The organism is Staphylococcus sp. GDY8P45P (genome assembly GCF_017892745.1).
In the GTDB taxonomy this organism is placed as follows: Bacteria; Bacillota; Bacilli; order Staphylococcales; family Staphylococcaceae; genus Staphylococcus; species Staphylococcus cohnii.
This window is the reverse complement of record NZ_JAESLS010000006.1, coordinates 462,646-487,584: the sequence shown is the minus strand read 5'-3', so window position 1 is coordinate 487,584 and position 24,939 is coordinate 462,646. Positions and strand designations below refer to the sequence as shown.

24 protein-coding genes, 2 pseudogenes and 2 other annotated features (1 of these 28 only partly in view) are annotated in these 24,939 nt (G+C 31.7%); of the genes and pseudogenes, 24 read left to right on the top strand and 2 right to left on the bottom strand.

Annotated elements, in window-relative coordinates; genetic code table 11:
* Positions 1–63, top strand: a sequence feature (ribosomal protein L20 leader region); it begins 65 nt to the left of the window's first position.
* Positions 64–86: 23 nt separating this feature from the next.
* From infC to KA873_RS07020, 15 genes are all read left to right on the top strand, one after another.
* A complete protein-coding gene (infC, locus tag KA873_RS07090; RefSeq protein ID WP_107384326.1) occupies positions 87–614 on the top strand; it encodes a translation initiation factor IF-3 in 528 nt (175 codons plus the stop codon).
* Between the two features lie 28 nt (positions 615–642).
* Positions 643–843 (top strand): 50S ribosomal protein L35, encoded by a 201-nt coding sequence (gene rpmI / locus KA873_RS07085; RefSeq protein WP_019468477.1) that lies wholly within the window; start codon positions 643–645, stop codon positions 841–843.
* Positions 844–909: 66 nt separating this feature from the next.
* Positions 910–1,266: a 50S ribosomal protein L20 gene (gene rplT / locus KA873_RS07080; RefSeq protein WP_019468478.1), complete on the top strand. Its 357-nt coding sequence runs from the start codon at positions 910–912 to the stop codon at positions 1,264–1,266.
* 244 nt (positions 1,267–1,510) lie between these two features.
* Positions 1,511–2,122, top strand: a complete 612-nt coding sequence (locus tag KA873_RS07075; protein WP_107384311.1) for an NUDIX domain-containing protein — start codon at positions 1,511–1,513, stop codon at positions 2,120–2,122.
* Positions 2,123–2,134: 12 nt separating this feature from the next.
* The gene (locus tag KA873_RS07070; protein ID WP_107504911.1) at positions 2,135–3,058 is read left to right on the top strand and encodes a hypothetical protein; all 924 of its coding nucleotides are present in this window, start codon (positions 2,135–2,137) and stop codon (positions 3,056–3,058) included.
* A 184-nt stretch (positions 3,059–3,242) separates the two neighbouring features.
* A complete protein-coding gene (gene tig, locus KA873_RS07065) occupies positions 3,243–4,553 on the top strand; it encodes a trigger factor (protein WP_107504912.1) in 1,311 nt (436 codons plus the stop codon).
* A 186-nt stretch (positions 4,554–4,739) separates the two neighbouring features.
* Complete coding sequence (gene clpX, locus KA873_RS07060; protein ID WP_019468482.1) at positions 4,740–6,002, top strand: ATP-dependent Clp protease ATP-binding subunit ClpX; 1,263 nt, start codon at positions 4,740–4,742, stop codon at positions 6,000–6,002.
* Positions 6,003–6,274: 272 nt separating this feature from the next.
* A complete protein-coding gene (gene yihA / locus KA873_RS07055) occupies positions 6,275–6,862 on the top strand; it encodes a ribosome biogenesis GTP-binding protein YihA/YsxC (protein WP_107384314.1) in 588 nt (195 codons plus the stop codon).
* A gap of 149 nt (positions 6,863–7,011) precedes the next feature.
* Positions 7,012–8,346, top strand: a complete 1,335-nt coding sequence (hemA, locus tag KA873_RS07050) for a glutamyl-tRNA reductase (RefSeq protein ID WP_107384315.1) — start codon at positions 7,012–7,014, stop codon at positions 8,344–8,346.
* A gap of 21 nt (positions 8,347–8,367) precedes the next feature.
* The gene (gene ccsA, locus KA873_RS07045; RefSeq protein WP_107384316.1) at positions 8,368–9,207 is read left to right on the top strand and encodes a cytochrome c biogenesis protein; all 840 of its coding nucleotides are present in this window, start codon (positions 8,368–8,370) and stop codon (positions 9,205–9,207) included.
* A 49-nt stretch (positions 9,208–9,256) separates the two neighbouring features.
* Positions 9,257–10,183: a hydroxymethylbilane synthase gene (gene hemC, locus KA873_RS07040; RefSeq protein ID WP_107384317.1), complete on the top strand. Its 927-nt coding sequence runs from the start codon at positions 9,257–9,259 to the stop codon at positions 10,181–10,183.
* An 18-nt stretch (positions 10,184–10,201) separates the two neighbouring features.
* Complete coding sequence (locus KA873_RS07035) at positions 10,202–10,888, top strand: uroporphyrinogen-III synthase (protein ID WP_107384318.1); 687 nt, start codon at positions 10,202–10,204, stop codon at positions 10,886–10,888.
* Positions 10,878–11,855: a porphobilinogen synthase gene (gene hemB / locus KA873_RS07030; protein ID WP_107505047.1), complete on the top strand. Its 978-nt coding sequence runs from the start codon at positions 10,878–10,880 to the stop codon at positions 11,853–11,855. Before KA873_RS07035 ends, hemB begins: the two co-directional genes overlap by 11 nt.
* Positions 11,856–11,869: 14 nt before the next feature.
* The gene (hemL, locus tag KA873_RS07025; RefSeq protein WP_107384320.1) at positions 11,870–13,153 is read left to right on the top strand and encodes a glutamate-1-semialdehyde 2,1-aminomutase; all 1,284 of its coding nucleotides are present in this window, start codon (positions 11,870–11,872) and stop codon (positions 13,151–13,153) included.
* Between the two features lie 225 nt (positions 13,154–13,378).
* Complete coding sequence (locus KA873_RS07020) at positions 13,379–14,461, top strand: AbrB family transcriptional regulator (protein ID WP_210140200.1); 1,083 nt, start codon at positions 13,379–13,381, stop codon at positions 14,459–14,461.
* A 442-nt stretch (positions 14,462–14,903) separates the two neighbouring features.
* Here the strand turns inward: KA873_RS07020 and KA873_RS07015 are convergent, their stop codons facing one another.
* Positions 14,904–15,482 carry a DNA-3-methyladenine glycosylase I gene (locus KA873_RS07015; protein ID WP_107384322.1) on the bottom strand — a complete coding sequence of 193 codons (579 nt, stop codon included), beginning with the start codon at positions 15,480–15,482 and terminating at the stop codon, positions 14,904–14,906.
* Positions 15,483–15,540: 58 nt separating this feature from the next.
* Positions 15,541–15,782: a binding site (T-box leader), on the top strand.
* A gap of 40 nt (positions 15,783–15,822) precedes the next feature.
* On the opposite strand from KA873_RS07015, the gene KA873_RS07010 reads away from it, so the two are divergent.
* From KA873_RS07010 to KA873_RS06975, 9 genes and pseudogenes are all read left to right on the top strand, one after another.
* On the top strand, positions 15,823–18,453 hold the full coding sequence (locus tag KA873_RS07010; RefSeq protein WP_210140199.1) for a valine--tRNA ligase: 2,631 nt from the start codon (positions 15,823–15,825) through the stop codon (positions 18,451–18,453).
* 11 nt (positions 18,454–18,464) lie between these two features.
* Entirely contained in the window at positions 18,465–19,727 is a 1,263-nt protein-coding gene (locus KA873_RS07005; RefSeq protein WP_107384324.1) for a bifunctional folylpolyglutamate synthase/dihydrofolate synthase, read from the top strand.
* A gap of 209 nt (positions 19,728–19,936) precedes the next feature.
* A pseudogene (locus tag KA873_RS13760) lies at positions 19,937–20,107 on the top strand (prepilin peptidase); the annotation flags it as partial.
* A 93-nt stretch (positions 20,108–20,200) separates the two neighbouring features.
* The gene (locus KA873_RS13755) at positions 20,201–20,611 is read left to right on the top strand and encodes a prepilin peptidase (RefSeq protein WP_481906391.1); all 411 of its coding nucleotides are present in this window, start codon (positions 20,201–20,203) and stop codon (positions 20,609–20,611) included.
* 134 nt (positions 20,612–20,745) lie between these two features.
* On the top strand, positions 20,746–21,594 hold the full coding sequence (locus KA873_RS06995) for an aldo/keto reductase (protein WP_107386348.1): 849 nt from the start codon (positions 20,746–20,748) through the stop codon (positions 21,592–21,594).
* Between the two features lie 235 nt (positions 21,595–21,829).
* Positions 21,830–22,651 carry a squalene/phytoene synthase family protein gene (locus KA873_RS06990; RefSeq protein ID WP_107505050.1) on the top strand — a complete coding sequence of 274 codons (822 nt, stop codon included), beginning with the start codon at positions 21,830–21,832 and terminating at the stop codon, positions 22,649–22,651.
* Positions 22,652–23,092: 441 nt separating this feature from the next.
* Positions 23,093–23,347 carry a hypothetical protein gene (locus tag KA873_RS06985; RefSeq protein WP_181187761.1) on the top strand — a complete coding sequence of 85 codons (255 nt, stop codon included), beginning with the start codon at positions 23,093–23,095 and terminating at the stop codon, positions 23,345–23,347.
* A gap of 228 nt (positions 23,348–23,575) precedes the next feature.
* A pseudogene (gene radC / locus KA873_RS06980) lies at positions 23,576–24,285 on the top strand (RadC family protein).
* A 105-nt stretch (positions 24,286–24,390) separates the two neighbouring features.
* Entirely contained in the window at positions 24,391–24,663 is a 273-nt protein-coding gene (locus KA873_RS06975) for a hypothetical protein (protein ID WP_119517757.1), read from the top strand.
* Positions 24,664–24,720: 57 nt separating this feature from the next.
* Here KA873_RS06975 and KA873_RS06970 read toward each other — a convergent pair whose 3' ends face one another.
* Positions 24,721–24,900 carry a hypothetical protein gene (locus KA873_RS06970; RefSeq protein WP_107384774.1) on the bottom strand — a complete coding sequence of 60 codons (180 nt, stop codon included), beginning with the start codon at positions 24,898–24,900 and terminating at the stop codon, positions 24,721–24,723.
* Between the last annotated feature and the right edge of the window lie 39 nt (positions 24,901–24,939).

Below are 24,939 nucleotides of genomic sequence, written 5' to 3'. Positions count from 1 at the left end.
TACATGGAAATATCATGTGTAGAGAAGAGCGGGTATATTATATACTCGCTCTTTTTGCTTGGGATAATTTCGTAAAAATCTTGGAGGTGTCAACCATAGCAAAAGATCAGACTCAAGTTAACGAAAAGATTCGCGCAAAAGAATTACGTTTGATAGGGCAAGATGGAGAACAAATTGGTGTTAAATCAAAATCCGAAGCCCTAGAAATGGCTGAAAGAGTAGGTTTAGATGTAGTCTTAATGGCTCCAAATGCTAAACCACCTGTTGCAAGAATTATGGATTACGGTAAATACAGATTCGAACAACAGAAAAAAGAAAAAGAAATGAAGAAGAAACAAAAAACAATTAACCTTAAAGAAATTCGCTTAAGTCCAACAATTGAGGAACATGATTTCCAAACTAAATTGAAAAATGGACGTAAGTTCTTAGAAAAAGGCGATAAATGTAAAGTTTCTATTCGCTTCAGAGGACGTGCGATTACGCATAAAGAAATTGGTCAACGAGTTTTAGAAAAATTCGCTGAAGAATGTAAAGATATCGCAACTATTGGGCAAAGACCTAAAATGGACGGCCGTCAAATGTTCATTATGCTTAACCCGATAAATGAAAAATAATACTAGATAATACAGGAGGAAATGAATCATGCCTAAAATGAAAACACACCGTGGAGCTGCTAAACGTGTTAAAAGAACTGCTTCAGGTCAATTAAAACGTTCAAGAGCTTTTACTTCACATATGTTTGCAAATAAAACGACTAAACAAAAACGTAAATTACGTAAAGCTTCATTAGTACACAAATCAGACATGAAACGTGTAAAACAATTATTATCTTATAAAAAATAATTAACGAGTTAGCGTGAGAAATAACGAAAATATTAAGCATGTACACATTTTAAGGAGGAATTTATTATGCCACGAGTAAAAGGTGGAACAGTAACAAGAGCTCGTCGTAAAAAGACGATTAAATTAGCTAAAGGTTACTTCGGTGCGAAACGCACATTATACAAAGTTGCAAAACAACAAGTAATGAAATCAGGACAATACGCTTTCCGTGACCGTCGTCAAAGAAAACGTGACTTCCGTAAATTATGGATTACACGTATTAATGCTGCAGCACGTCAACATGATATGAGTTATTCAAGATTAATGAACGGCTTGAAAAAAGCTGATATCGACGTTAACCGTAAAATGCTTTCTGAAATCGCAATTTCAGATGACAAAGCTTTCGGTGAATTAGTAGCTAAAGCTAAAGAAGCTTTAAAATAATTTTAAAATAAAGCCTGGGACACCATATTGTCTCAGGCTTTTATGTGGTATTAGCAAAGCGTAAGTACTTTAAAATAGAGAGGCTTGAGCGAATACCAATATAATAATTATTTTTAACTCAGAGATTGGAATATGAGATGATTAAAAATTTCACTGCTGGTTAGAGCTTTGACATTAGTATTATTTTGAGATACTTAAATGTTTTGATAAAATAACAAAGAAGTCACACATGAAGGAGAAACTAATGTCTAAATTTGATGAAATGATTACAGTCGTACCAAGAAAAATTTTATTTGATAATGAAAATAATCAGTTTAATGGATTTTTAGATAAAAATTCAAATAAAGGACAAGACATTTTTGAAACACTATCGAATTATGAAATTAAACGTCGTGGTGATATGGAGGAAAATCCAAGTTATAAACAACTTATTTCATATTGCATATTAGAAAATGAACACGATGAAATTTTGGTTTATGAACGTCTATCTGGTGGTGGAGAAACACGTTTACACGGGCAATCTTCAATCGGTGTCGGTGGTCATATGAATGACGTTAAAGGGGCCGAATCTATTAATGAAGTGCTTAGAGTGAATGCTCAGAGAGAATTAAATGAAGAAGTAGGACTTTCTGAAAGTAAATCACAAAATTTAGCATACATAGGCTTTATCAACGATGATACAAATGAAGTCGGTGAAGTTCATTTAGGTGTTGTATTTAAGATAAATGTTAATAGTAATGATGTAGAAGCAAAAGAGACAGATACTTTAAAAATTAAATGGGTCAATCATAATAAGATAGATAATTATGATGACTTTGAAACATGGAGTGCACTCATTTTACAGGCAATACAATAGAGGTGTTGATCAATGTCTGATATCATTCCATTTCCACGATCAAAAGAAAAGTTGATTAGAGAAATTAAGCAAGCTTTTAATGAAAATAATTTAGCGCAAGCCTATGATTTGTTTGAGTCATTAGAAGCTCAATTCGAACTTGATGAACAAATGGCGCTTTTAAAATGTGCGATGCTTTTTAAAATGGAACATTATTTAGAACTACGTGAAGAAGCAATCATTTTATTAAAACAAGGTATGTCCAACTATGATGATTTAATGATTTACTATGTAAAAAGTTTAAATGGCTTGGGGCAATATTTTGAAGTCGTCGAAATCATTAACCAAATCATAGATGAGGTTAATGATCATAAAACTAGAATGGAACTGTTTCCAATCAAGGAATTTGCATTAAGCCAAATTGATAAACATAATGAACATGCAGCTCAAATGCTACAAAATTTTGATACATTAACACTTAAAGAACAAGTTAATATTATGTTGACGCTCATAGACCATAGTCAATATCGTTATCAAGAAACAGTCATTCATTTGTTGAATGCGTTAGCACTAGCACCAAATGTCGTAAGTATTATGTTGGAATACTTGCGCTTTGCAAAAAATGACCAAACGATTTCTATTCATAAATACGGATATGAAATCAATGTGATTCCACGTAATCTTGAAGGATTAGAACAAACTTTATTCAAAACTGAAATCATACCTAACGTACTAAAACAACTTGAAGATGGTGCAGCACAACTTGTAGAGGAAGCACTTCATTTGCTGAATAATCATGCTATTTTACTATATCCATTAAATGTTGAAAACATTGCAACTAAGCAAACTTGGATAGAAGGTTACACAAATTATTTCAAATCTATGGTCGGTTTAGAAAGTCTTGATGAAACGAATCATGTGCTTGCATTCATCGTGTCACTAGATAAAGAAAAATAGGTTGTTTTATCATTAACTCATATGAAAAGTGGGTAATGATGTTAAGAGGTAATAAAAAATTAAAATAAATTTCAACTTTTTATTTATTATTCATATAAAATTCATAATTTGTGTCGAGCTTTGACGTGTGCTATAATAATGAAGTTGAAAAAATAAAATAGGATAATCATGGAGGTTTTTATACATGACAGCAACTTGGGAAAAAAAGGAAGGTAACGAAGGCGTTTTATCTGTTACTGTTCCAGCAGAAAAAGTAGACAAAGCAATTGATCAAGCTTTCAAAAAAGTGGTTAAACAAATTAATGTGCCAGGATTCCGTAAAGGGAAAGTACCTCGCCAAATTTTTGAACAACGCTTTGGTGTAGAAGCATTGTATCAAGATGCAGTTGATATCTTATTACCAGAAGCATATGGTGAAGCTATTGACGAAACTGGCATTAAACCAGTTGATCAACCAGAAATCAATGTAACATCAATTGAAAAAGGTGAAGACATGACTTTTGAAGCAAATGTTGTAGTTGAACCTGAAGTTGAACTTGGTGATTACAAAGGTTTAGAAATTGAAAAACAAGATACTGAATTAACTGAAGAAGAAGTACAAGAATCAATCGATCATCAACTTGGACATTTAGCAGAAATGGTTGTTAAAGAAGATGGTGCAGTTGAAAACGGTGATACTGTAAACATTGATTTTGATGGTTATGTAGATGGTGAACAATTTGAAGGTGGACAAGCTGAAGGCTATGACCTTGAAATTGGTTCAGGATCATTCATTCCAGGTTTTGAAGAACAATTGGTTGGTGTTAAAGCTGGTGAAGAAAAAGATGTTAATGTAACATTCCCAGAAGAATACCATGCTGAAGAATTAGCTGGTAAAGAAGCAACATTCAAAACAAAAGTTAATGAAATTAAATATAAAGACGTTCCAGAATTAAATGATGAAATTGCAAACGAATTAGATGCTGAAGCTAACTCAGTTGATGAGTATAAAGAAAACGTACGTAAACGTTTAGCTGAACAAAAAGCAACAGACGCTGAAAATACTCAAAAAGAAGAAGCTATCAACAAAGCTACGAATAATACAACAATTGACGTTCCAGAAGCGATGATTAAAACTGAGTTAGACCGCATGGTTCAAGAATTTGGACAACGTATGCAACAACAAGGTCTTAATTTAGAAACTTATTTCCAAATTTCTGGACAAGATGAGTCACAATTAAGAGAACAAATGAAAGATGATGCTGAAGAACGCGTTAAAACAAACTTAACATTAACTGCGATTGCCGATGCTGAAGAAGTTGAAGTATCTGATGCTGACATCGATAAAGAATTAGAAAAAATGAGTGAACAGTTTAATATATCTGTAGAAGATATTAAACAAACGCTTGGCAGTACTGACATCGTTAAAAATGATGTGCGTATCCAAAAAGTTATCGATATGTTAGTAGAAGAAGCGAAATTAGTAGAACCATCTAAAGACGACTCAGAAGCATAATTAAAAATATCTCAAGCATATTGTTTGTAGAAACAAAGAATAGTTGTTTAATATTGTAAACTAGTAGCAGATGCATTCAATTAATGTGTCTGCTACAATGTTTTGTGCAAAAAACTTGAGATTTATTCAAGTTGCATATTAAAATGCTATCTAGTATAGTCTTTAGGGAATAGGGGTGTAAATAGAATGTTCAAATTCAATGAAGATGAAGAAAATTTAAAATGCTCTTTCTGTGGTAAAGATCAAGACCAAGTTAAAAAATTAGTCGCAGGAAGTGGCGTATACATTTGTAATGAATGTATTGAGCTATGCTCAGAAATTGTTGAAGAAGAATTAGCTCAATCAGAATCAGAAGGACTAACAGAATTACCAACTCCTAAAGAAATTATGGACCAATTAAATGATTATGTTATTGGACAAGAAAAAGCTAAAAAATCTTTAGCTGTCGCAGTATATAATCATTATAAACGTGTTCAAAATTTAGGTCCAAATGAAGATGACGTAGAATTACAAAAAAGTAATGTTGCCTTAATTGGTCCAACAGGTAGCGGTAAAACCCTTTTAGCCCAAACTTTAGCTAAAACATTAAACGTACCTTTTGCAATCGCAGACGCTACGAGTTTAACTGAAGCCGGATATGTTGGCGATGACGTTGAAAATATATTGCTTCGCTTAATTCAAGCAGCTGATTTTGATATAGATAAAGCAGAAAAAGGTATTATTTATGTCGATGAAATTGATAAAATCGCTAGAAAATCTGAAAACACATCTATCACAAGAGATGTTTCTGGTGAAGGTGTACAACAAGCGCTATTGAAAATTCTTGAAGGTACGACTGCTAGTGTGCCACCACAAGGCGGACGTAAACATCCAAACCAAGAATTAATTCAAATTGATACTACAAACATCTTATTTGTACTAGGTGGTGCATTTGATGGTATTGATGAAGTAATCAAACGTAGACTTGGTGAAAAAGTAATTGGTTTTTCTAGTAGTGAAGCATCTAAATATGATGAAGATGCTATCTTAGAACAAATTAGACCTGAAGATTTACAATCATATGGCCTGATTCCAGAATTTATTGGTCGTGTACCTATTGTTGCTAATTTAGAGACATTAGATGTAGATGCATTAAAAAATATTTTAACGCAACCAAAAAATGCTTTAGTAAAACAATATACAAAAATGTTAGAACTTGATGATGTAGAATTAGAATTTACAGACGAAGCGTTGTCTGCAATTAGTAATAAAGCGATCGAGCGTAAAACAGGTGCACGTGGATTACGTTCAATTATTGAAGAAGCATTGATTGATATTATGTATGATGTTCCATCTTCTGATGGTGTTGTGAAAGTAGTAATTACAGAAGAAACAATTAATGAAGAAAAAGATCCTGAACTATACGATAAAGAAGGCAACCTTGTAAATAAGGAACAAACTTCTGCTTAACAAAACAGTTTTGAAATAAAGGGCCAAAGCCAACGCATCATTTTATGAGTATTGGTTGTCCTGCAAGGTTAGATTAACGTTGATATAAACTATAATTATCAAAATTTCAAATGCGTCAACGTTAAAAATTCAAACTACGAGGCTGAGACATTTTTAATATGTCTTAGCCTCTTTCTTTTTAAAAGCAGTATAAATCATATAAAAATACATATAAATATGTGAAATTGTGTAATATAATAATGAAGTGACTTTAATAGAAAAGAGGGTCGGGAATGAAAATAAATCCTAATGAAATTGAATTATTAATAAGTGCGGTAAAACCCGAACAATATCCAGAAACTGGATTAAGTGAAGTTGGTCTTAGTGGTCGCTCTAACGTTGGTAAATCATCCTTTATCAATAGTATGATTGGACGAAAAAATATGGCAAGAACTTCACAACAACCAGGTAAAACGCAAACACTCAATTTTTATAACATTGATAACCAACTGGTATTTGTAGATGTGCCAGGCTACGGTTATGCAAAAGTAAGTAAAAAGCAGCGTGAAGCATTTGGAAAAATGATTGAAAAATATATTTCTCAAAGAACATCTTTAAAGCTTGTCATTCAGCTTGTCGATTTGAGACATAATCCGACTGAAGACGATATTTTAATGTATAATTATTTGAAGTATTTTGATATTCCGACATTAGTGATTGCTACAAAAGAGGATAAAATTGCTAAAGGCAAAGTACAGAAACATTTGGCTAATGTTCAACGAAAGCTTGAAATGGAACCTGAGGATGAAATTATAAGTTATTCTTCTATCCAAGCGAATAAACAACAACAAGTCTGGAATATAATTGAAAAATATTTATAAAAAGCTTAAAAGGTCTTTAAATTGTATAAATTATGACAACTATTTGAATGTAAATTAGAATATTTCTAATTTACGTGCGCAAGATGCTTAACTCAAATGATAATTGTGTTATAATTTACTTATTGTAATATGTATGGAGGGCGTTATAAATGCATTTAATTGCGATAAGCATTAATCATCGTACAGCAGATGTAGCACTGAGAGAACAAGTTGCTTTTAAAGATGATGCCATACGTTCAGCTAATGTTGATTTATTTGAAACTAAATCTATTTTAGAAAATGTAATATTATCAACATGTAATCGTACAGAAGTATATGCGGTTGTTGATCAAATTCATACGGGTCGCTATTATATTCAGCGTTTTTTAGCGAGAAATTTTGGATTTGATGTAGAAGAGATTAAACAAATAACTGAAGTAACAGTGGGGGACGCAGCAGTAAAACATTTATTGCAAGTTACTTCTGGATTAGATTCTGTAGTATTAGGAGAAACTCAAATTCTTGGACAAATTAGAGATGCATTCTTTATCGCTCAAGAAGAAGATACAACTGGTACTATATTTAATCATCTATTTAAACAAGCGATTACTTTCGCGAAAAAAGCACATAATGAAACAGATATTGCAGATAATGCAGTGAGTGTTTCATATGCAGCAGTTGAACTTAGTAAGAAAGTATTTGGCAAAATTAATAATAAAAGCGCATTGATAATTGGTGCAGGGGATATGAGTGAGCTGTCACTCTTAAATTTGATTGGTTCAGATGTAACTGATGTGACAATCGTTAATAGGACTGTCAGTAAAGCACAGAAATTAGCAATCTCACATAATGTTAAGTATGAATCTATGGAGGCACTACCACAACTTTTGGCACATGCGGATATTGTGATCAGTTCAACGAGTTCAGATGAATATATCATTACAAATAGCATGATGGCTTCTATTCAATCACAACGGAAAAATGATTCACTCGTATTGATTGATATTGCGGTCCCAAGAGATATTGAACCAGGCATTGATACACATCAAGATGTCTTTAATTATGATGTTGACGATTTGAAAGGCTTAGTGGATGCTAACTTAAAACAACGTCAAAATGCGGCTGACGAAATTTTACAAAGAATTCCAGCAGAAATTGAAGCACATAATGAATGGGTTAATATGTTAGGTGTTGTTCCTGTTATTCGTGCACTTAGAGAAAAAGCGATGGATATTCAAGAAGATACAATGAGTAGTATTGATCGAAAACTTCCTGGTTTAACAGAAAGAGAACGTAAAATAATATCAAAACATACAAAAAGTATCATTAACCAAATGTTAAAAGATCCTATTAAGCAAGCGAAAGAGTTGAGTAGTGACAAAAAAAGTAACGAAAAATTAGAGCTATTTCAAAACATTTTTGACATTGAAGCTGAACAAGCCTATAAACCAAAAAAGAAAAAAAGTAATGTAGCTACGACAAGTCAAATTTTTAGTTTTGAATAAGCAAATGCAAATGGTGATGATATGCAAGAATTTTCGTTCATTAGATTAAATGAACTTATATTATTAATTTATTTATTTAGCATTGCTTGTTATTTTTATGATTTTTTGAAAAAACATCATAGAATTAAAATGATTGGTTTTGTTTCATTAGGGATTGTTTGGATGTTACAAACAGTCTCTTTATCTTTATATGTAAATGTAACGAAGCAAATTCCGTTAGGGAATATATTTGATGTGTTTTTTGCGTTAGCATGGCTTATTATTTCTATTTCCATAGTTATCAATGTGATTAAACAAATAAACTTATCCATATTTTTATTTAATATGATTGGTTTTTTATTCATTGCAATCAACACATTCCAACCTATGCATTATCAAAGTACCGGTGAAAAACTCAATATTATCAATGAATTGCTTATAGTGCATATTAGTTTGGCAGTAATTAGTTACGCATTATTTGCTTTTGCTTTTGTAAATTGTATCTTGTATTTAATACAATATAATAATTTGAAACAAAAACGATTTGACCAGAAATATTTTAGAATTGGTAGTGTGGCCACACTTGAACAAGTGGTATTCTACAGTAGTTTAATCGGTTTTATTTTCATAATATTAAGCATTGTACTAGGCGCGCAATGGGGATTTAATACTTTAGGTGTAAACATCATTATAGACCCTAAAGTTATTATGTCATCAGTCATAACATTGCTATATGGAATTTATTTGATTTTTAGAGTTAAAAAAATACTAACTAAGCATAAATTAATTTACTTTAATATCTTATTGTTTTGTCTTAGTATGATTAATTTATTTTTTGCTTCACATATATCTGATTTTCATCAATGGACAGGTATTTATTGAAGTGTAATTTAGTTGAATGAATAGACTTGTTTCTAGGAGGATGCGCATGATGCGTAAATTAGTAGTAGGTTCACGAAGAAGTAAGTTAGCTTTAACGCAAAGTAAACAATTTATTGATAAATTAAAATCAGTAGATCCAAGTTTAGAAGTGGAAATAAAGGAAATCGTAACAAAAGGCGATCGAATTATAGATAAACAATTATCTAAAGTGGGCGGAAAAGGTCTGTTTGTTAAAGAAATTCAAAATGCTTTATTTAATGAAGAAATTGATATGGCAATTCATTCCTTAAAAGATGTCCCAAGTGTGATTCCAGATGGATTGACTTTAGGTTGCATACCTGACAGAGAAAATCCATATGATGCGTACATTGCTAAAAATCATATTCCACTAGAAGAACTACCAAAGCAAAGTATTGTTGGTACTAGTTCGTTAAGACGTGGTGCGCAAATACTTGCAAAATATCCACATTTACAAATAAAATGGATTCGCGGTAATATTGATACACGATTGAGTAAATTAAATAATGAAGATTACGATGCCATATTATTAGCTGCAGCTGGGCTAAAACGTATGGGTTGGTCTGATGATATCGTCACTTCATATTTAGACGAGCGTACTTTGATACCTGCGATAGGTCAAGGGGCCTTAGGTATAGAATGTCGGTCAGATGACAAGGAGTTGCTAGAACTTCTTGCTAAAGTCCACAATCATGATGTTGCAGATTGTGTAACTGCAGAGCGCACGTTTTTAGAACGTATGAATGGTAGTTGCCAAGTACCTATAGGGGGCTATGCTAGTAAAAATAGTGATGGTACAATAGAATTCACAGGACTAATTATGTCACCTGACGGTAAAGAACGTTACGAACAAACCGAACGTGGGACTGATCCTGTAGAACTTGGTGAAAAAGTAACAGAAGTCTTAAATGCACAGGGTGCATATGAAATAATTAAAGCGCTAAACGAAGAACAATAATCGTTCGAGGTGAAAATAATGAGACCAGTTATAGTTATGACACAAACTTCTAAATTTAAACAAAATGATAAGCTTATTCTACACAAACCATTTATAGATGTAGAGCCTTTATCATTTGATTTAAATTTATTAGATGTCGACTATGACTGGCTTATTTTTTCGTCTAAAAATGCAGTGAAATATTTCCAACCATTTTTATCACAAGTGAAAGTTAAAAATTTCGCTGCTATAGGTGCCAAAACTGCAGACTATTGTAAATCATTGGGTTTAGATGTGTTATTTTATCCTTCAGATTACTCACAAGAAGGGTTTCTTAAATGCTTTCAAACTTCAAAAAACAGCAAAATTTTAATACCCTCAAGTGCTTATGCACGGCCTTTATTGCAAAAAAGTTTAAGTCAACGAGGTTATCAAGTTTGTAAAATTGATTTATATCGCCCAGTACCACATACTAAAAATATTGAAGATGTTAAGCATATGATAAGAAATAATGAGTTAGATGTTATTACATTTGCTAGTTCATCTGCAGTAAGATATTTTTTTGAACAAAGTGAAACACCGCAATTTAATCAGTATTACGTCATAGGACAACAAACCTTAGACACTATAAAGCAATATGGTTATGATGCGGCAATATCAAATATTCAAACATTAGATTCGTTAATAAATAAAGTTGAAGAAAGTTGGGAAAATGATGCAATTTGATAGACACAGAAGATTACGTAGTAGTAAATCTATGAGAGACATGGTTCGTGAAACACATGTACACAAAGAAGATTTAATTTATCCTATTTTCGTTGTAGAACGAGATAATGTTAAAGAAGAAATAAAATCAATGCCAGGTGTGTATCAACTCAGTTTAAACTTGCTTGATGAAGAAATTAAAGAAGCATATGATTTAGGAATTAGAGGAATAATGTTCTTCGGTGTACCCAATGAAAAAGATGCTGTTGGTACAGGTGCTTATAATCATAATGGCATTGTTCAAGAAGCTACTAGAAAAGCCAAAGCAATGTACAGTGACTTGCTCGTTGTCGCAGACACTTGTTTATGTGAATATACAGATCATGGTCATTGTGGTGTTATTAATGAAAAAACAAATGATGTAGACAACGATAAATCTTTACCATTGCTAGTGAAAACTGCTATCTCACAAGTGGAAGCTGGTGCCGATATCATTGCGCCTAGTAATATGATGGACGGTTTCGTAGCAGAAATTAGAGCAGGTTTAGATGATGCTGGTTATTACAATATACCAATCATGAGTTATGGTATTAAATATGCTTCTAGCTTTTTCGGTCCATTCCGTGATGCTGCTGAATCTGCACCACAATTTGGAGATAGAAAAACGTACCAAATGGATCCAGCAAATAGAAGAGAAGCACTAAGAGAGCTTGAAAGTGATTTACATGAAGGTGCAGACATGATGATTGTTAAACCTGCTTTGAGTTTTTTAGACATTATTAGAGATGTTCGTAATACGACAAATGTTCCGGTAATTGCATATAATGTAAGTGGTGAATATAGCATGACGAAAGCAGCTGCACTTAATGGATGGATTGATGAAAAACAAGTTGTGATGGAACAGATGATTTCAATGAAACGTGCAGGAGCGGACATGATTATCACGTATTTCTCTAAAGATATTTGTAGATATATTGATGAACAATAAGGAGGCAATTTTAAATGGGATATAATAATTCTATAGAAGCAATGAAGACAGCTGAAAATCTAATGCCAGGTGGTGTAAATAGTCCAGTTAGAGCATTTAAATCTGTAGATACGCCGGCGATTTTTATGGATCATGGTGAAGGTTCAAAAATATACGATATCGATGGCAATGAATATATTGATTATGTTTTAAGTTGGGGACCATTAATTTTAGGTCATAAAAACAAACAAGTAAATGAAAGCTTACATGAAGCTGTTGATAATGGTACAAGTTTTGGCGCTTCAACTTTAATTGAAAATAAGTTAGCAGAACTAGTTATCGATCGTGTACCTTCCATTGAAAAACTACGCATGGTATCTTCAGGTACAGAAGCGACACTGGATACATTACGTTTAGCAAGAGGCTATACTGGTAGAAATAAAATAGTGAAATTTACAGGATGTTATCATGGTCATAGTGATTCACTTTTAATCAAAGCAGGGTCTGGCGTTGCTACTTTAGGATTACCTGATTCTCCAGGTGTTCCAGAAGGTATTGCAAAAAATACAATTTCAGTACCATATAATGACTTAGCGTCAATAAAAGTAGCTTTTGAAGAATTTGGTGATGACATTGCTGGTGTTATCGTTGAACCTGTAGCGGGTAATATGGGTGTTGTTCCACCAGTAGAAGGATTCTTACAAGGCTTGAGAGATATCACAAATGAATATGGTTCGTTATTAATATTTGATGAAGTTATGACTGGTTTTAGAGTGGGATATCATTGTGCACAAGGTTACTTTAATGTGATGCCTGATTTAACTTGTCTTGGTAAAGTCATAGGTGGAGGATTACCTGCAGCAGCATTTGGTGGTAAAAAAGAAATCATGGATCATATTGCACCTTCAGGCAATATTTACCAAGCGGGAACATTATCTGGAAATCCGCTAGCTATGACAAGTGGTTATGAAACTTTAAAACAATTAACACCAGAGTCATATGAATACTTCAATAAACTTGGAGATATATTAGAAAATGGCTTAAAAGATATTTTTAAAAAGCATAATGTACCCATTACTGTGAATCGTGCAGGATCTATGATAGGGTATTTCTTAAATGAAGGACCGGTAACTAATTTTGAAGAAGCAAATCAAAGTGATTTAGAAATGTTTAGTCAAATGTATAGAGAAATGGCAAAAGAAGGCGTATTTTTACCACCTTCCCAATTTGAAGGGACATTCCTTTCTACTGCGCATACAGAAGCGGATATAGAAAAAACATTAGCAGCATTTGATACTGCATTGAGCCGTATTGTTTAATGTTAAGCACTTAAAATTTATATTGTTATTTCCAATTTAGTCAAAATAAATAGTGTTTTAAAGGGCTCATTAATAACATTTAATTGTATTTACTTTTTAGAGTTCTTTTACCTAAATGGGGCGAGGATTCGAAATCAAATTAAGCATTTTGATTTCTAACTCGCTCCTTTTAATTTAATTAGTCATGTATATAAATATAACGATACTAAAGAAAGTTGTGAGCAAATGAATAAGCATTTAAAAAGTAATTTTATCGTATTAATATTAGCGCTTATTTTTAGTTTAGTACTAAATGCAGCCCATGTTTTGCTGCCGTTTATGTTTGGACCAATTATTGCTAGTATCGTTTGTATACGCTATTTACACTTAGATGTAAGATGGCCGTTTTGGTTAAGTCAAATTGGTTTAGTGCTATTAGGAGTTCAAATAGGCTCTACTTTTACAAAAAATGTCATATTTGATATCAAAGATGATTGGCTCACGATTGTTTTGATAACAATTATGTTACTTATATTAGCTTTAATCATTGCTTATTTTTTCAAAAAAATTGCTAATGTTAATACCGAAACGGCAATATTAAGTGTGATCCCCGGTGCTTTGAGTCAAATGTTAATAATGGCAGAGGAAAATAAAAAAGCGAATATAATGGTTGTTAGTTTAACTCAAACATCAAGAATCATATTTGTTGTTATATTATTTCCATTTATATCGTATTTTTTTCAAGATTCTGGAAATCATTCAACAACTGGACGAACTACACAAGTTTTGACACAGGCTTTAACAATTCCGAATATAGCTTTACTTATTATTGCAATAGCTGTTATTTATTTTGTTATGACAAAAATAAATTTTCCAACCAAACAATTACTTGCTCCTATTCTCGTACTAATAGGATGGAACTTATTTACTGGTGTGACTTTCACACTAGATAATTACATCATTGCTGCAGCACAAATTATATATATGATTCGAATAGGTATACAAATAGCAAAGTTATTAGACCAAATGAAAGGAAGAATTGCAATAGCAATTGCATTCCAAAATATTTTATTAATATTATTAGCATTTGTCATGGTTTTGTTTATCGCAACCGTATCACATCATCAAGTGAACGAATTGTTCCTAGGTGCCGCCCCTGGAGGCATGAGTCAAATTGTTTTAGTTGCTATTGAAACTGGCGCAGATGTCGCGATGATATCTAGTTACCATATCTTTAGAATTTTCTTTATATTATTTTTAATTGCACCGATGTTAAATTATTTTCTTAAATTTAGGGAAAGACAAAGCGAAAGTAATAAAAATGATTAGCGAAATATAGCGTTGTAAAATCTATTGTTTTTTTACAATAATTTAATATTTATTATGTTGAACAACTTATTTTTCTTTGATATTATATAAGCGAAGTACCTCCAGTACTTCATCCTTTTGACCACTCTGCGGAGTGGTTTTTTTATACATTTAGCGTCATGATTGAAATCAAACTAAATATACGCTTATGACACTGTTTAATTTTTAAAAGACTTGAATATGCTTAAACTAAAAAACATGAGCAAAAGCTCATGTCAGACTGTCGATAAACTGGGCGACTTTGATAGCAGTTTTTTGTGCATGTTTTCTGTCTATATTAATTATTGATGCAAGTTTAAAAAATATTTTTTAGCACACACTTTTTGGAAAAAACAATTCTATTATTCAATAAAATCTAATAAATGAGACAACTGCTCGTTAACTATATTAAAGTGGTTTATTTTTAATGAAAACCTTCGCCATTGTAAATGTTAGGGTTATAAGGGCATGCTTGTAAGTGAGCATTATATAGACCTGCTGCCTCCAAAAATGAGAAGACAGTGACTGGACCTAAAAACTTAAATCCATACTGCTTTAATTTTTTAGAAAGTTCCGTGGCACGCTCATCTACTGTCATTCGTTCAGTTGACTGACGATAGCCTAAATCGAGTGGTTTATTATCGACATAAGACCATAAAAACGTACTAAAACTGCCATAATCTTTTTCGATTTTGAAATATCCTTCTGCTTGATTGACAATAGCCTCTAATTTTTTTCTATTATGAACAATATTGGGAAACTCCATTAACCTATCAATATCTTCTGACGTCATATTTACAATTTTCGTTGGATCGAAATTATAAAATGCTTGTTCATATGATTCTTTTTTCTTTAAAATAGTTAACCAAGATAGCCCAGCATGTTGGGATTCTAATGCCATCAATTTAAATAGTTTCAAACTATCATATATAGGATGTCCCCAACTTTCATTGTGATAATTAATGTAAACAGGATCTGTAGTGCCAAATGCACATTCATTCATAAATTTCACTCCATTTTATTGACTTATTTTCATATCCATTATACTATAATCAAGTAAAGAAATATTGTCTACTGGGAAGAGTAAATAAGCTGAAATTTAACAGAGAGTACATGGTAGCTGAAAATGTACAATTTAACTTATTGAAGGTAGCCCACATTGAACTTTAGCTGAAACTTGTCAAATCTGAGATAATAAAGTAGGTTAAAGCGTGTTTGAGCGTTAATCATAATTTTAAGTGCTTGAAATTATTATACTAATTTCTTGAATTTAGGTGGTACCACGGTAAAACCCGTCCTATTTTATAGGATGGGTTTTTATTTATTTAAGGAGGATTTTACACATGGAAATGAAACCCAAATATAATCCAAACGAAGTCGAAGCTGGACGTTATGACCAGTGGGTCAATAACGGCTATTTTAAAGCAGCAGAAGATCATTCAAAAGAAACATATACAATCGTTATTCCACCCCCAAATGTAACTGGAAAATTACATTTAGGTCATGCTTGGGATACAACGTTACAAGATATTATAACAAGAATGAAGCGTATGCAAGGGTATGACACACTTTATTTACCAGGTATGGACCATGCTGGTATAGCGACACAAGCTAAAGTAGAAGCGAAACTCAAAGAAGAAGGTTTATCTCGCCATGATTTAGGTAGAGAGAAGTTCTTAGAAAAAGCTTGGGATTGGAAAGAAGAGTATGCAGATTTTATTAGACAACAGTGGGCAAAATTAGGTTTAGGCTTAGATTATAGTAGAGAGCGCTTTACATTAGATGAAGGACTTAGTAAAGCAGTTAAAAAAGTATTTGTAGATATGTATAATAAAGGTCTAATTTATCGTGGTGAATACATCATCAACTGGGATCCAGTTGCACGAACTGCTTTATCTGATATAGAAGTAATTCATGAGGATGTACAAGGTAAGTTTTATCATTTTAAATATCCTTATGCAGATGGTAATGGCTTCATTGAGATAGCCACTACACGTCCTGAGACGATGTTAGGTGATACTGCAATCGTAGTGAATCCGAATGATGATCGTTATAAAGATGTTATAGGTAAAACTGTAATTTTGCCTATAATTGGGAGAGAATTACCAATACTAGCAGATGAATATGTGGATATCGATTTTGGTAGTGGTGCGATGAAAGTTACACCATCACATGATCCAAATGACTTTGAAATAGGTAATCGCCATGATTTAGAACGTATTACAGTTATGGATGAGTCTGGTCACATGAATGCACATGCTGGTAAATATCAAGGTATGGATAGATTTGAATGTCGTGAAGCATTAGTAAAAGACTTATACGACCAGGATTTAGTGATTAAAATTGAAGAACATGAACATTCTGTTGGACATTCAGAACGTTCTGGTGCAGTCGTTGAACCTTATCTATCTACACAATGGTTTGTTAAAATGAAACCATTAGCTGAACAAGCATTAAACAACCAAAAAACGGATAACAGAATCGATTTTGTGCCAAATAGATTTGAAAAAACATTCAACCGTTGGATGGAAAAAATTAGAGATTGGACGATTTCACGACAGTTATGGTGGGGGCATCAAATACCTGCTTGGTACCATAATGAAACTGGAGAAATTTATGTCGGTGAAGAGCCACCACAAAATCAAGAAGAATGGACACAAGATGAAGATGTATTAGACACTTGGTTCTCAAGTGCACTTTGGCCATTTTCAACATTAGGCTGGCCGGATACTGAAAATGAAGATTTCCAACGTTATTACCCAACTAATGTACTTGTAACAGGTTATGATATTATATTCTTCTGGGTAGCTAGAATGATATTCCAAGGACTTGAGTTTACAGGACAACGCCCATTTAACGATGTGTTATTACATGGGTTAGTGCGTGCTGAAGATGGACGTAAAATGAGCAAATCATTAGGCAATGGTGTTGATCCAATGGACGTTATTGATGAGTATGGTGCAGATAGTTTAAGATATTTCTTAGCTACTGGTTCATCTCCTGGTCACGATTTACGTTATTCTACAGAAAAAGTTGAATCAATCTGGAATTTTATAAATAAAATATGGAATGCTGCTAGATTTAGTCTGATGAATATTGGTGACGATTTCAAAGTTGAAGATGTAGATTTATCAACTAATTTATCTTTAGCAGATAAATGGATTTTAACACGCTTAAATGAAACAATAGATACAGTTACTGATTTAAGTGAACGTTATGAATTTGGTGAGGTTGGCAGAGCTCTATATAACTTTATTTGGGATGAATTCTGTGATTGGTATATAGAAATGAGTAAAATACCTATGAACGGTGAAGATGAAGCTCAAAAACAAGTTACACGTTCTGTATTAACTTATGTGCTAGATAATACAATGAGAATGTTACACCCATTTATGCCGTTTGTAACAGAACAAATTTGGCAAAATTTACCACATGAAGGTGAAACGATTGTCAATGCAGCTTGGCCTAAATCAAATAATGAGTTAGTATTTGATGAAAGTAAAGAAACGATGCAACAACTTGTTGAAATAATAAAATCTGTAAGACAATCTCGACTAGAAGTAGATACGCCATTATCAAAAGCTATTCCAATTTTCATTCAAGCAAAAGATGAAAATATACGAGAAACTTTATTAAATAATTCAAATTATATTGATAGATTCTGTCATCCAAGCGAACTAATTATCCAAACTACAATAGCGATCCCTGAAAAAGCAATGACATCAATTACTTCTGCTGGTGAAGTCATATTACCATTAGAAGGTTTAATCGACATGGATAAAGAAATTGCACGTTTAGAAAACGAACTCGAAAAATGGGAAAAAGAGTTAGATCGTGTCAATAAAAAACTAGCTAATGAAAACTTTGTTAATAAAGCGCCTGAAAAAATTATTAATGAAGAGCGTGAGAAAAAACAAACATATCAAGAAAAATATGATGGTGTACAAGAACGAATTAATCAATTAAAAGCATAGGAGTCCTTAACATGAATTACCTAGACAGCTTATATTGGATACATGAACGAACTAAATTTGGCATTAAACCAGGTGTTAAACGCATGGAGTGGATGCTAGATAAATTAAACAATCCACAATTTAATATCAATGGTATTCATGTCGGTGGTACAAATGGTAAAGGGTCAACAGTTGCCTATTTAAGGTCAGCGCTTGTTGACAATGGATATGAAGTTGGGACCTTTACGTCTCCTTTTATAGAAACATTTAATGAACGTATAAGTTTAAATGGTGTACCAATAAGCGACGATGCCATTGTAGAATTAGTTCAAAAGGTAAAACCAGTAAGTGAAGCATTAGAAATAGAAACAGAACTTGGAACAGCCACAGAATTTGAAATTATTACAACGATGATGTTTCTATATTTTGGAGAAATTCATCCAGTTGACTTTGTAATAGTTGAAGCAGGCTTAGGTATAAAGAATGATTCTACAAATGTATTTAAACCAATACTTAGCATTTTAACGAGTATTGGTTTAGATCATGTTGATATTTTAGGCGACACATATGTAGATATCGCCAAAGATAAAGGTGCAATTATTAAACCTGAAACGCCTGTCATATATGCTGTGAAAAATGAAGATGCACTTAAAATCATTCGCGATTTTGTAGAACAACAAAATGCAGAAGGTATTGAGTTAGATAGAGATATTAGTGTGATTTCTCAAGGTGAGGAATTTACATATCGCTATAAGAATTATGAACTAGAAACGCTTATTTTGAATATGCTTGGTGAACATCAAAAAGAGAATGCAGCATTGGCAATTACAGCATTAATCGAATTAAATGAATCTGGGTTAGTTGAATTAGATTTTAATAAAATGATTAATGGGATTGAAGCTGTGAATTGGACAGGAAGAATTGAGAAAGTTAAAGATGAACCATTGATGATTATAGATGGTGCCCATAATTTGGAAAGTGTAGAAGCACTTATAAAGACGTTAAAAGACTATTATAAATTAGATAATGTCGACGTATTGTATGCGGCTATTAATGGAAAGCCTATTCACGCAATGGTTGATCAATTAAAAACAATTGCTTCTACAATGTATATTACGGATTTTGATTTTCCAAAAGCATGCACAAAAGAAGAAATTTACGATGAAATACGATTTGATCAAAAAGAAACTGTGGATGATTTCGTTCGATTTATTGAAAATTATGAAGGACAGGGCTTAGTTATTACAGGTAGTTTGTATTTCATCAGCGAAGTTAAAGCTAAAGTAAATTTCTAAACATTTAATTTGAATATAATAAAGCTAGTTATTATTTAGCACCTTAACCAAAGTTATATAATGGTTTTGTTAAATGGTAGACTAGCTTTATTTTTTGTATTTTTCTATTATTATTTGAAAAGTGATGTTTTTGTTAAAGTGCTAGACTCGTATTGTTATAATAAGCAAGAGGAGGCGATTCATTGCTTATATTGTTTGTTGTTTGTCCTGTGTTATTTAGCTTTCTTTATCAATTATGTTTTGTTGAAACATTTAACTTAAAGTATTTGGCAACAAGATCCAAGTGTGATTTCTGTAATAAGCAATTGAGCTACAGAGATATCATGCCAATATTCAGTTATATTAGACTCTTAGGAAAATCCTCATGTTGTAATCAACCGCTTAGTAGACTTTATATTTTAGGTGAGGTATTGTCATTGGTACCAGCCTTATATTTGATATTTAATCCAAACGCAAAATCGTTATCCACTTTCATATGCATATATTTATTTCTCCTTGTTTTTGCTCTCTATGATATACAAACTTTATCTATCCCGTTACACATATTTTTTGTATTTGCTTTCAGTAGTGCAGTTATTATTGATGGCAACCTCTATTATTTTGTTATTACCACACTCCTACTACATATATTTTATTTTTTATTCAAAAATGCTATTGGATATGGTGATATATTAATTTGTTCGCTTTTATCATATTTAATACCATATTCCATTTTTATCAATGTACTCTTTCTAACATGCTTAATAGGCAGTATATTTTCTACGATATTAGTGTTGAAAACAAAAAATCGAAAAATTAAAATACCATTTATACCATTTATATATATAGCTTTTTGTATAGAGGCAGTATTATCACATTTTAGGATTTTCGGAGGAAGTTTATGATATCAATGCTTCATTCACTCATCCATTTAGATTAAAAAAGTCCATATGTGGGTAAAATACATATGTAATGATTTAAAATCAATTTAAGGTTGATTTGTAACATAATTTGTTAAATATTGAAAGGAAGTTATAAATTGAGTTTAAATGAAAAATTTCTATTAAATGATGGTACAATATTACCTCATATAGCATTAGGCACAGTTAATATTCAAGGTGGCAAGGGTGTTAAAGCATTAGAAAATGCATTGAATCTTGGTTATAGAGTTATTGATACTTCCACAAACTATAATAATGAAGGAATGGTAGGCGAAGCCATTCGTCGTTCTAGTATTCCAAGAGAAGAAATTTATGTAAGTGCTAAACTACCTGGTGCAGCTCATGAATATGATAAAGCAATTAACCTTATACAAGAATCACTATATAGAACGGGCTTAGATTATTTTGATAAATATTTAGTTCATTGGCCTAATCCTAAACAAGGTAAATATGTAGAAGCTTGGCAAGCATTAGTAGACGCTCAAAAATATGGATTAATAAAATCGATTGGTGTATCCAATTTCATGCCTGATCATTTAGATGACATCATAGAGGCAACAGGTGTTACGCCTGCAACAAATCAAATAGAAATTCATCCATACTTTAATAATAGTGAATTAATCAAAGAAAACGATAAACGTGGTGTTTTATCGGAGGCATGGAGTCCGCTTGGTCGTGAGATTAATGATGTGTTAACCAATAATACAATTAAAGAAATAGCAGAAAAATATAATCGTTCTACAGCACAAGTCATTATTAATTGGGTGAATCAGAAACATGTTTTCCCTGTAGTTAAAGCTTCACAATATACTCACCAACGAGATAACTTTAATTATCTTGATTTTAAACTATCAGATGAAGATATAGCTAAAATAGATGCATTAGATAAAGGAGAAAATGGTCGTGTTGAAGGACAGAATCCTTATGAGTATGAAGAATTTGTATAATATAACAAGGGATAAATTCACATTTTAGTTTAAAACACTTTAAAGTATATTTTTAAATTTCGTGTTTTGCTAATTTCTAAAAGCGGGCAATGGGATCGATTAACAACTGTCGATTTTATTCTCGCTTTTTAATTTATTTTAGTAATTAAAGTGTAAAAATGCTATCAGTATAGCATTTGCTATTTTAAAATGTAAAAATATGATAATATCAAGAAAAGGGAGGGGAACTCATAAAATGGCAGAAAAGAAATTCCCAAAAGATGCAATGCGCGTTTTAAAAGAGACAAGCCGTACGTTTTATATTCCAATTACTTTTTTAGAAAAAGAACTAAAACATTCTGTAGCTTGTGCATATTTAGTTATGCGTGCAATTGATGAAATTGAAGATCATGAGGAAATTAACAATGATTTAAAGCATAGTTTGTTAATGCAAATTAGCGAATTATTAAATACGCCTTTTGATTCTGAAAAATATTTAAAAATAATAGATCCAGTAAAAGATAAATTACCTGAAGTTTCAGTGAGATTAGGAGATTGGTTGGCAGCTTGCCCTGAACGTACTCGGGCAATCGTTAGAGAATCTTCTAGTGAAATGGCATATGGTATGGCAAAATGGGCAAAAGCTAACTGGAGAATTAAATCTCGTGAAGATTTAGATGATTATACATATTATGTAGCAGGACTTGTAGGTGTAATGCTATCTAAACTATGGGATGTCTGTGCAAATGTTAAAACAGATAGAGATTTAGCAATAGGTTATGGAAGAGGACTTCAGGCTGTAAACATTCTGCGAAATGAAGAAGAAGATCTTGAGGAACGTGATGTGAGTTTCGTTCCTGACGACTGGACGCGTGAGGACTTATTTGCATATGCTGAAGAAAATTTAGCAAAAGCGGATGAATATATGAAAGCAATCAATAAAAGGACGATTTTATTGTTCTGTCGTTTACCATTAGCTTTCGCACATAAAACGTTAAAAGCAATGAAAAATGGGCGTGAAAAAATGACACGAGAAGAAGTTGAAAAAACAGTAGAAGAAGTAAAAAAAGAAGAATAGTTCAATTAAAAGCATAGCTATTTTAATTTGTAAAAATTTACATTTTGAAATTTACTATGCTTTTTTAGCCTTGTAATAAAATATAGTTTATTTCATTTTTGAATTTTGACGAACTCTAATATAACTTGAGCACATTATTAAAAGGATGGGTGATAGGGCTTGAATAAAACAACGGGAATGAATTTTTTAATTTTTATATTTTTAGTCATATTTGCTGTAGCTTTTTTTACTAATATATTTGGAAAACTCACAATATATTTAATCATCATACTTCCTTTAATTATTTTCGGCTTAGGTATCTGTATTTTTATAGACGCTATTAAAAAATATAAGCATGATAATCACAATATTGATAACCATAATTTTTAATGATAAAACAATTTATAATTTGTTATGGTTTGTTATATTCATAAAATGTAATAAAAAAGGAAGGGATTTTATTTGAAATTTTTTATGACATTATCACCAGCAATTATTTATGCTGTATTGTTAGCGGTGCAATATTTTATATCTAAAACAGGGAATAAGCTATTGGGCGCCATTTTACCAACTTTATTTGTGGTTACACTTATTTATTTATATGTTAAAGATGTATTACCATTGAATATATGGGGAACTGTAATTTTAGGGATTATAGGTCTTTTATTTTTATTTGCACAGTGGGACAGTGCACAAAAAAGTAAAGAAACATCTTGATATAATTTATAAAACAAGCAAATTTTTATTCTGAGTTAAAACTTTTTGGCTAAAAATAAGCAATTATTAAATTAATGAGAAAATAGTCAACATGACACATCATTCGTAGTAGAATAAATACACCTCGCTTTTGAATGCTTCTTTAAAATTTGTTATTCCAATGACATTACAAAATTATTAATTTTAATACAGAAATACATCTAGATTATTCATAGGAGTTGTTGTTTATTGAGAATAAATGAACTTGCAGATCATCAAAAACCAAGAGAACGTATGTTGTGTCATGGTGCCAGGTATTTATCACATGCTGAATTATTAGCTATTCTCATTAATACAGGAAGAAAAGGCAGTTCAAGTTTAGATATAGCTAATGAATTATTAAAATCAGTAGATAGTTTAAAAGAATTAAAAACGTTATCTATTAATGATTTAAACAAAGTAAAAGGTGTGGGACTGTATAAAGCACTTATATTGAAAGCAGCTTTTGAATTGGGTGAACGTATACATTCCGGAAGTGTTGATGATAAAATTCAAATTACTAGCCCTAAAGATGTGGCAGATTTTATGATGGGTAAGATGGAACATTTGACGCAAGAAAAATTTATTGTGCTGTTCTTAAATTCTAAAAATATCATTATAAAAAAGAAAACAATATTTGTAGGTACGCTAAATTCTTCAATTGTTCATCCAAGAGAAATATTTAGTGAAGCGATTAAATGTGCGAGTAATGCGATTATCGTTTTACATAATCACCCTTCCGGTGATACATTAACCATAGTATAATAAATAATAGTAGTTAAAGTAGTTTAAGAGGAGATATTAAAACCACTGCAAGACTTAGAGATTGCGGTCAACTATTAGGTATTGATTTATTAGATCATGTCATTATAGGAGACCATGAATATTTAAGCATGGTAGAAGCGGGTTACTTTGATTAAATAACAGTGATTTAAATATAATATTACTAACGATGTTTGGTTAAATTGTCATCGTATACTTAACGAGCATATTATATTTGAGGCATCAAATTAGGAGGTTAAAGGATGGAAAGTATACTTTTAGTAGCGCTGTTATTACCTGTGATTTATTTAATGCAAATGATTAAAATGAAAACTAATATGAGAATGAAACATATTTACAATACTTTATTGATTTCAACGATAGGTGTTACTATTTCCTCAACAGTACTAAGTTTTTTAAAGGATTATAATCATTCGCTTTTTAATGTGGTTTTTGGCGCGATTGTCCTTGGGGTTATTTGGGCGCTGTTATTGTGTGGTTGTTATTATTGTTATCAAGTACTTGCGAAAAAATAATCATTTGAATTATTAAAAAGCGCTTAATGGACGTCAATGTCTATAAGCGCTAAAATTTTAATTTATAAAATTAAAAAATTGATTATAATTTTCCATTAACCAAAGAATACCTTGGTATCCTAGATAAATACATAATACAATTATGCCAACATAGATTAAAAATCTTAAAATAGATAAACCTACTCTAAATAATAAGATAACTAAGAGTGCAAGCAGGATTATAGATAAAATACTCATCGTCATTCACTCCTTTTAATATAGTTTAATATTAATGCA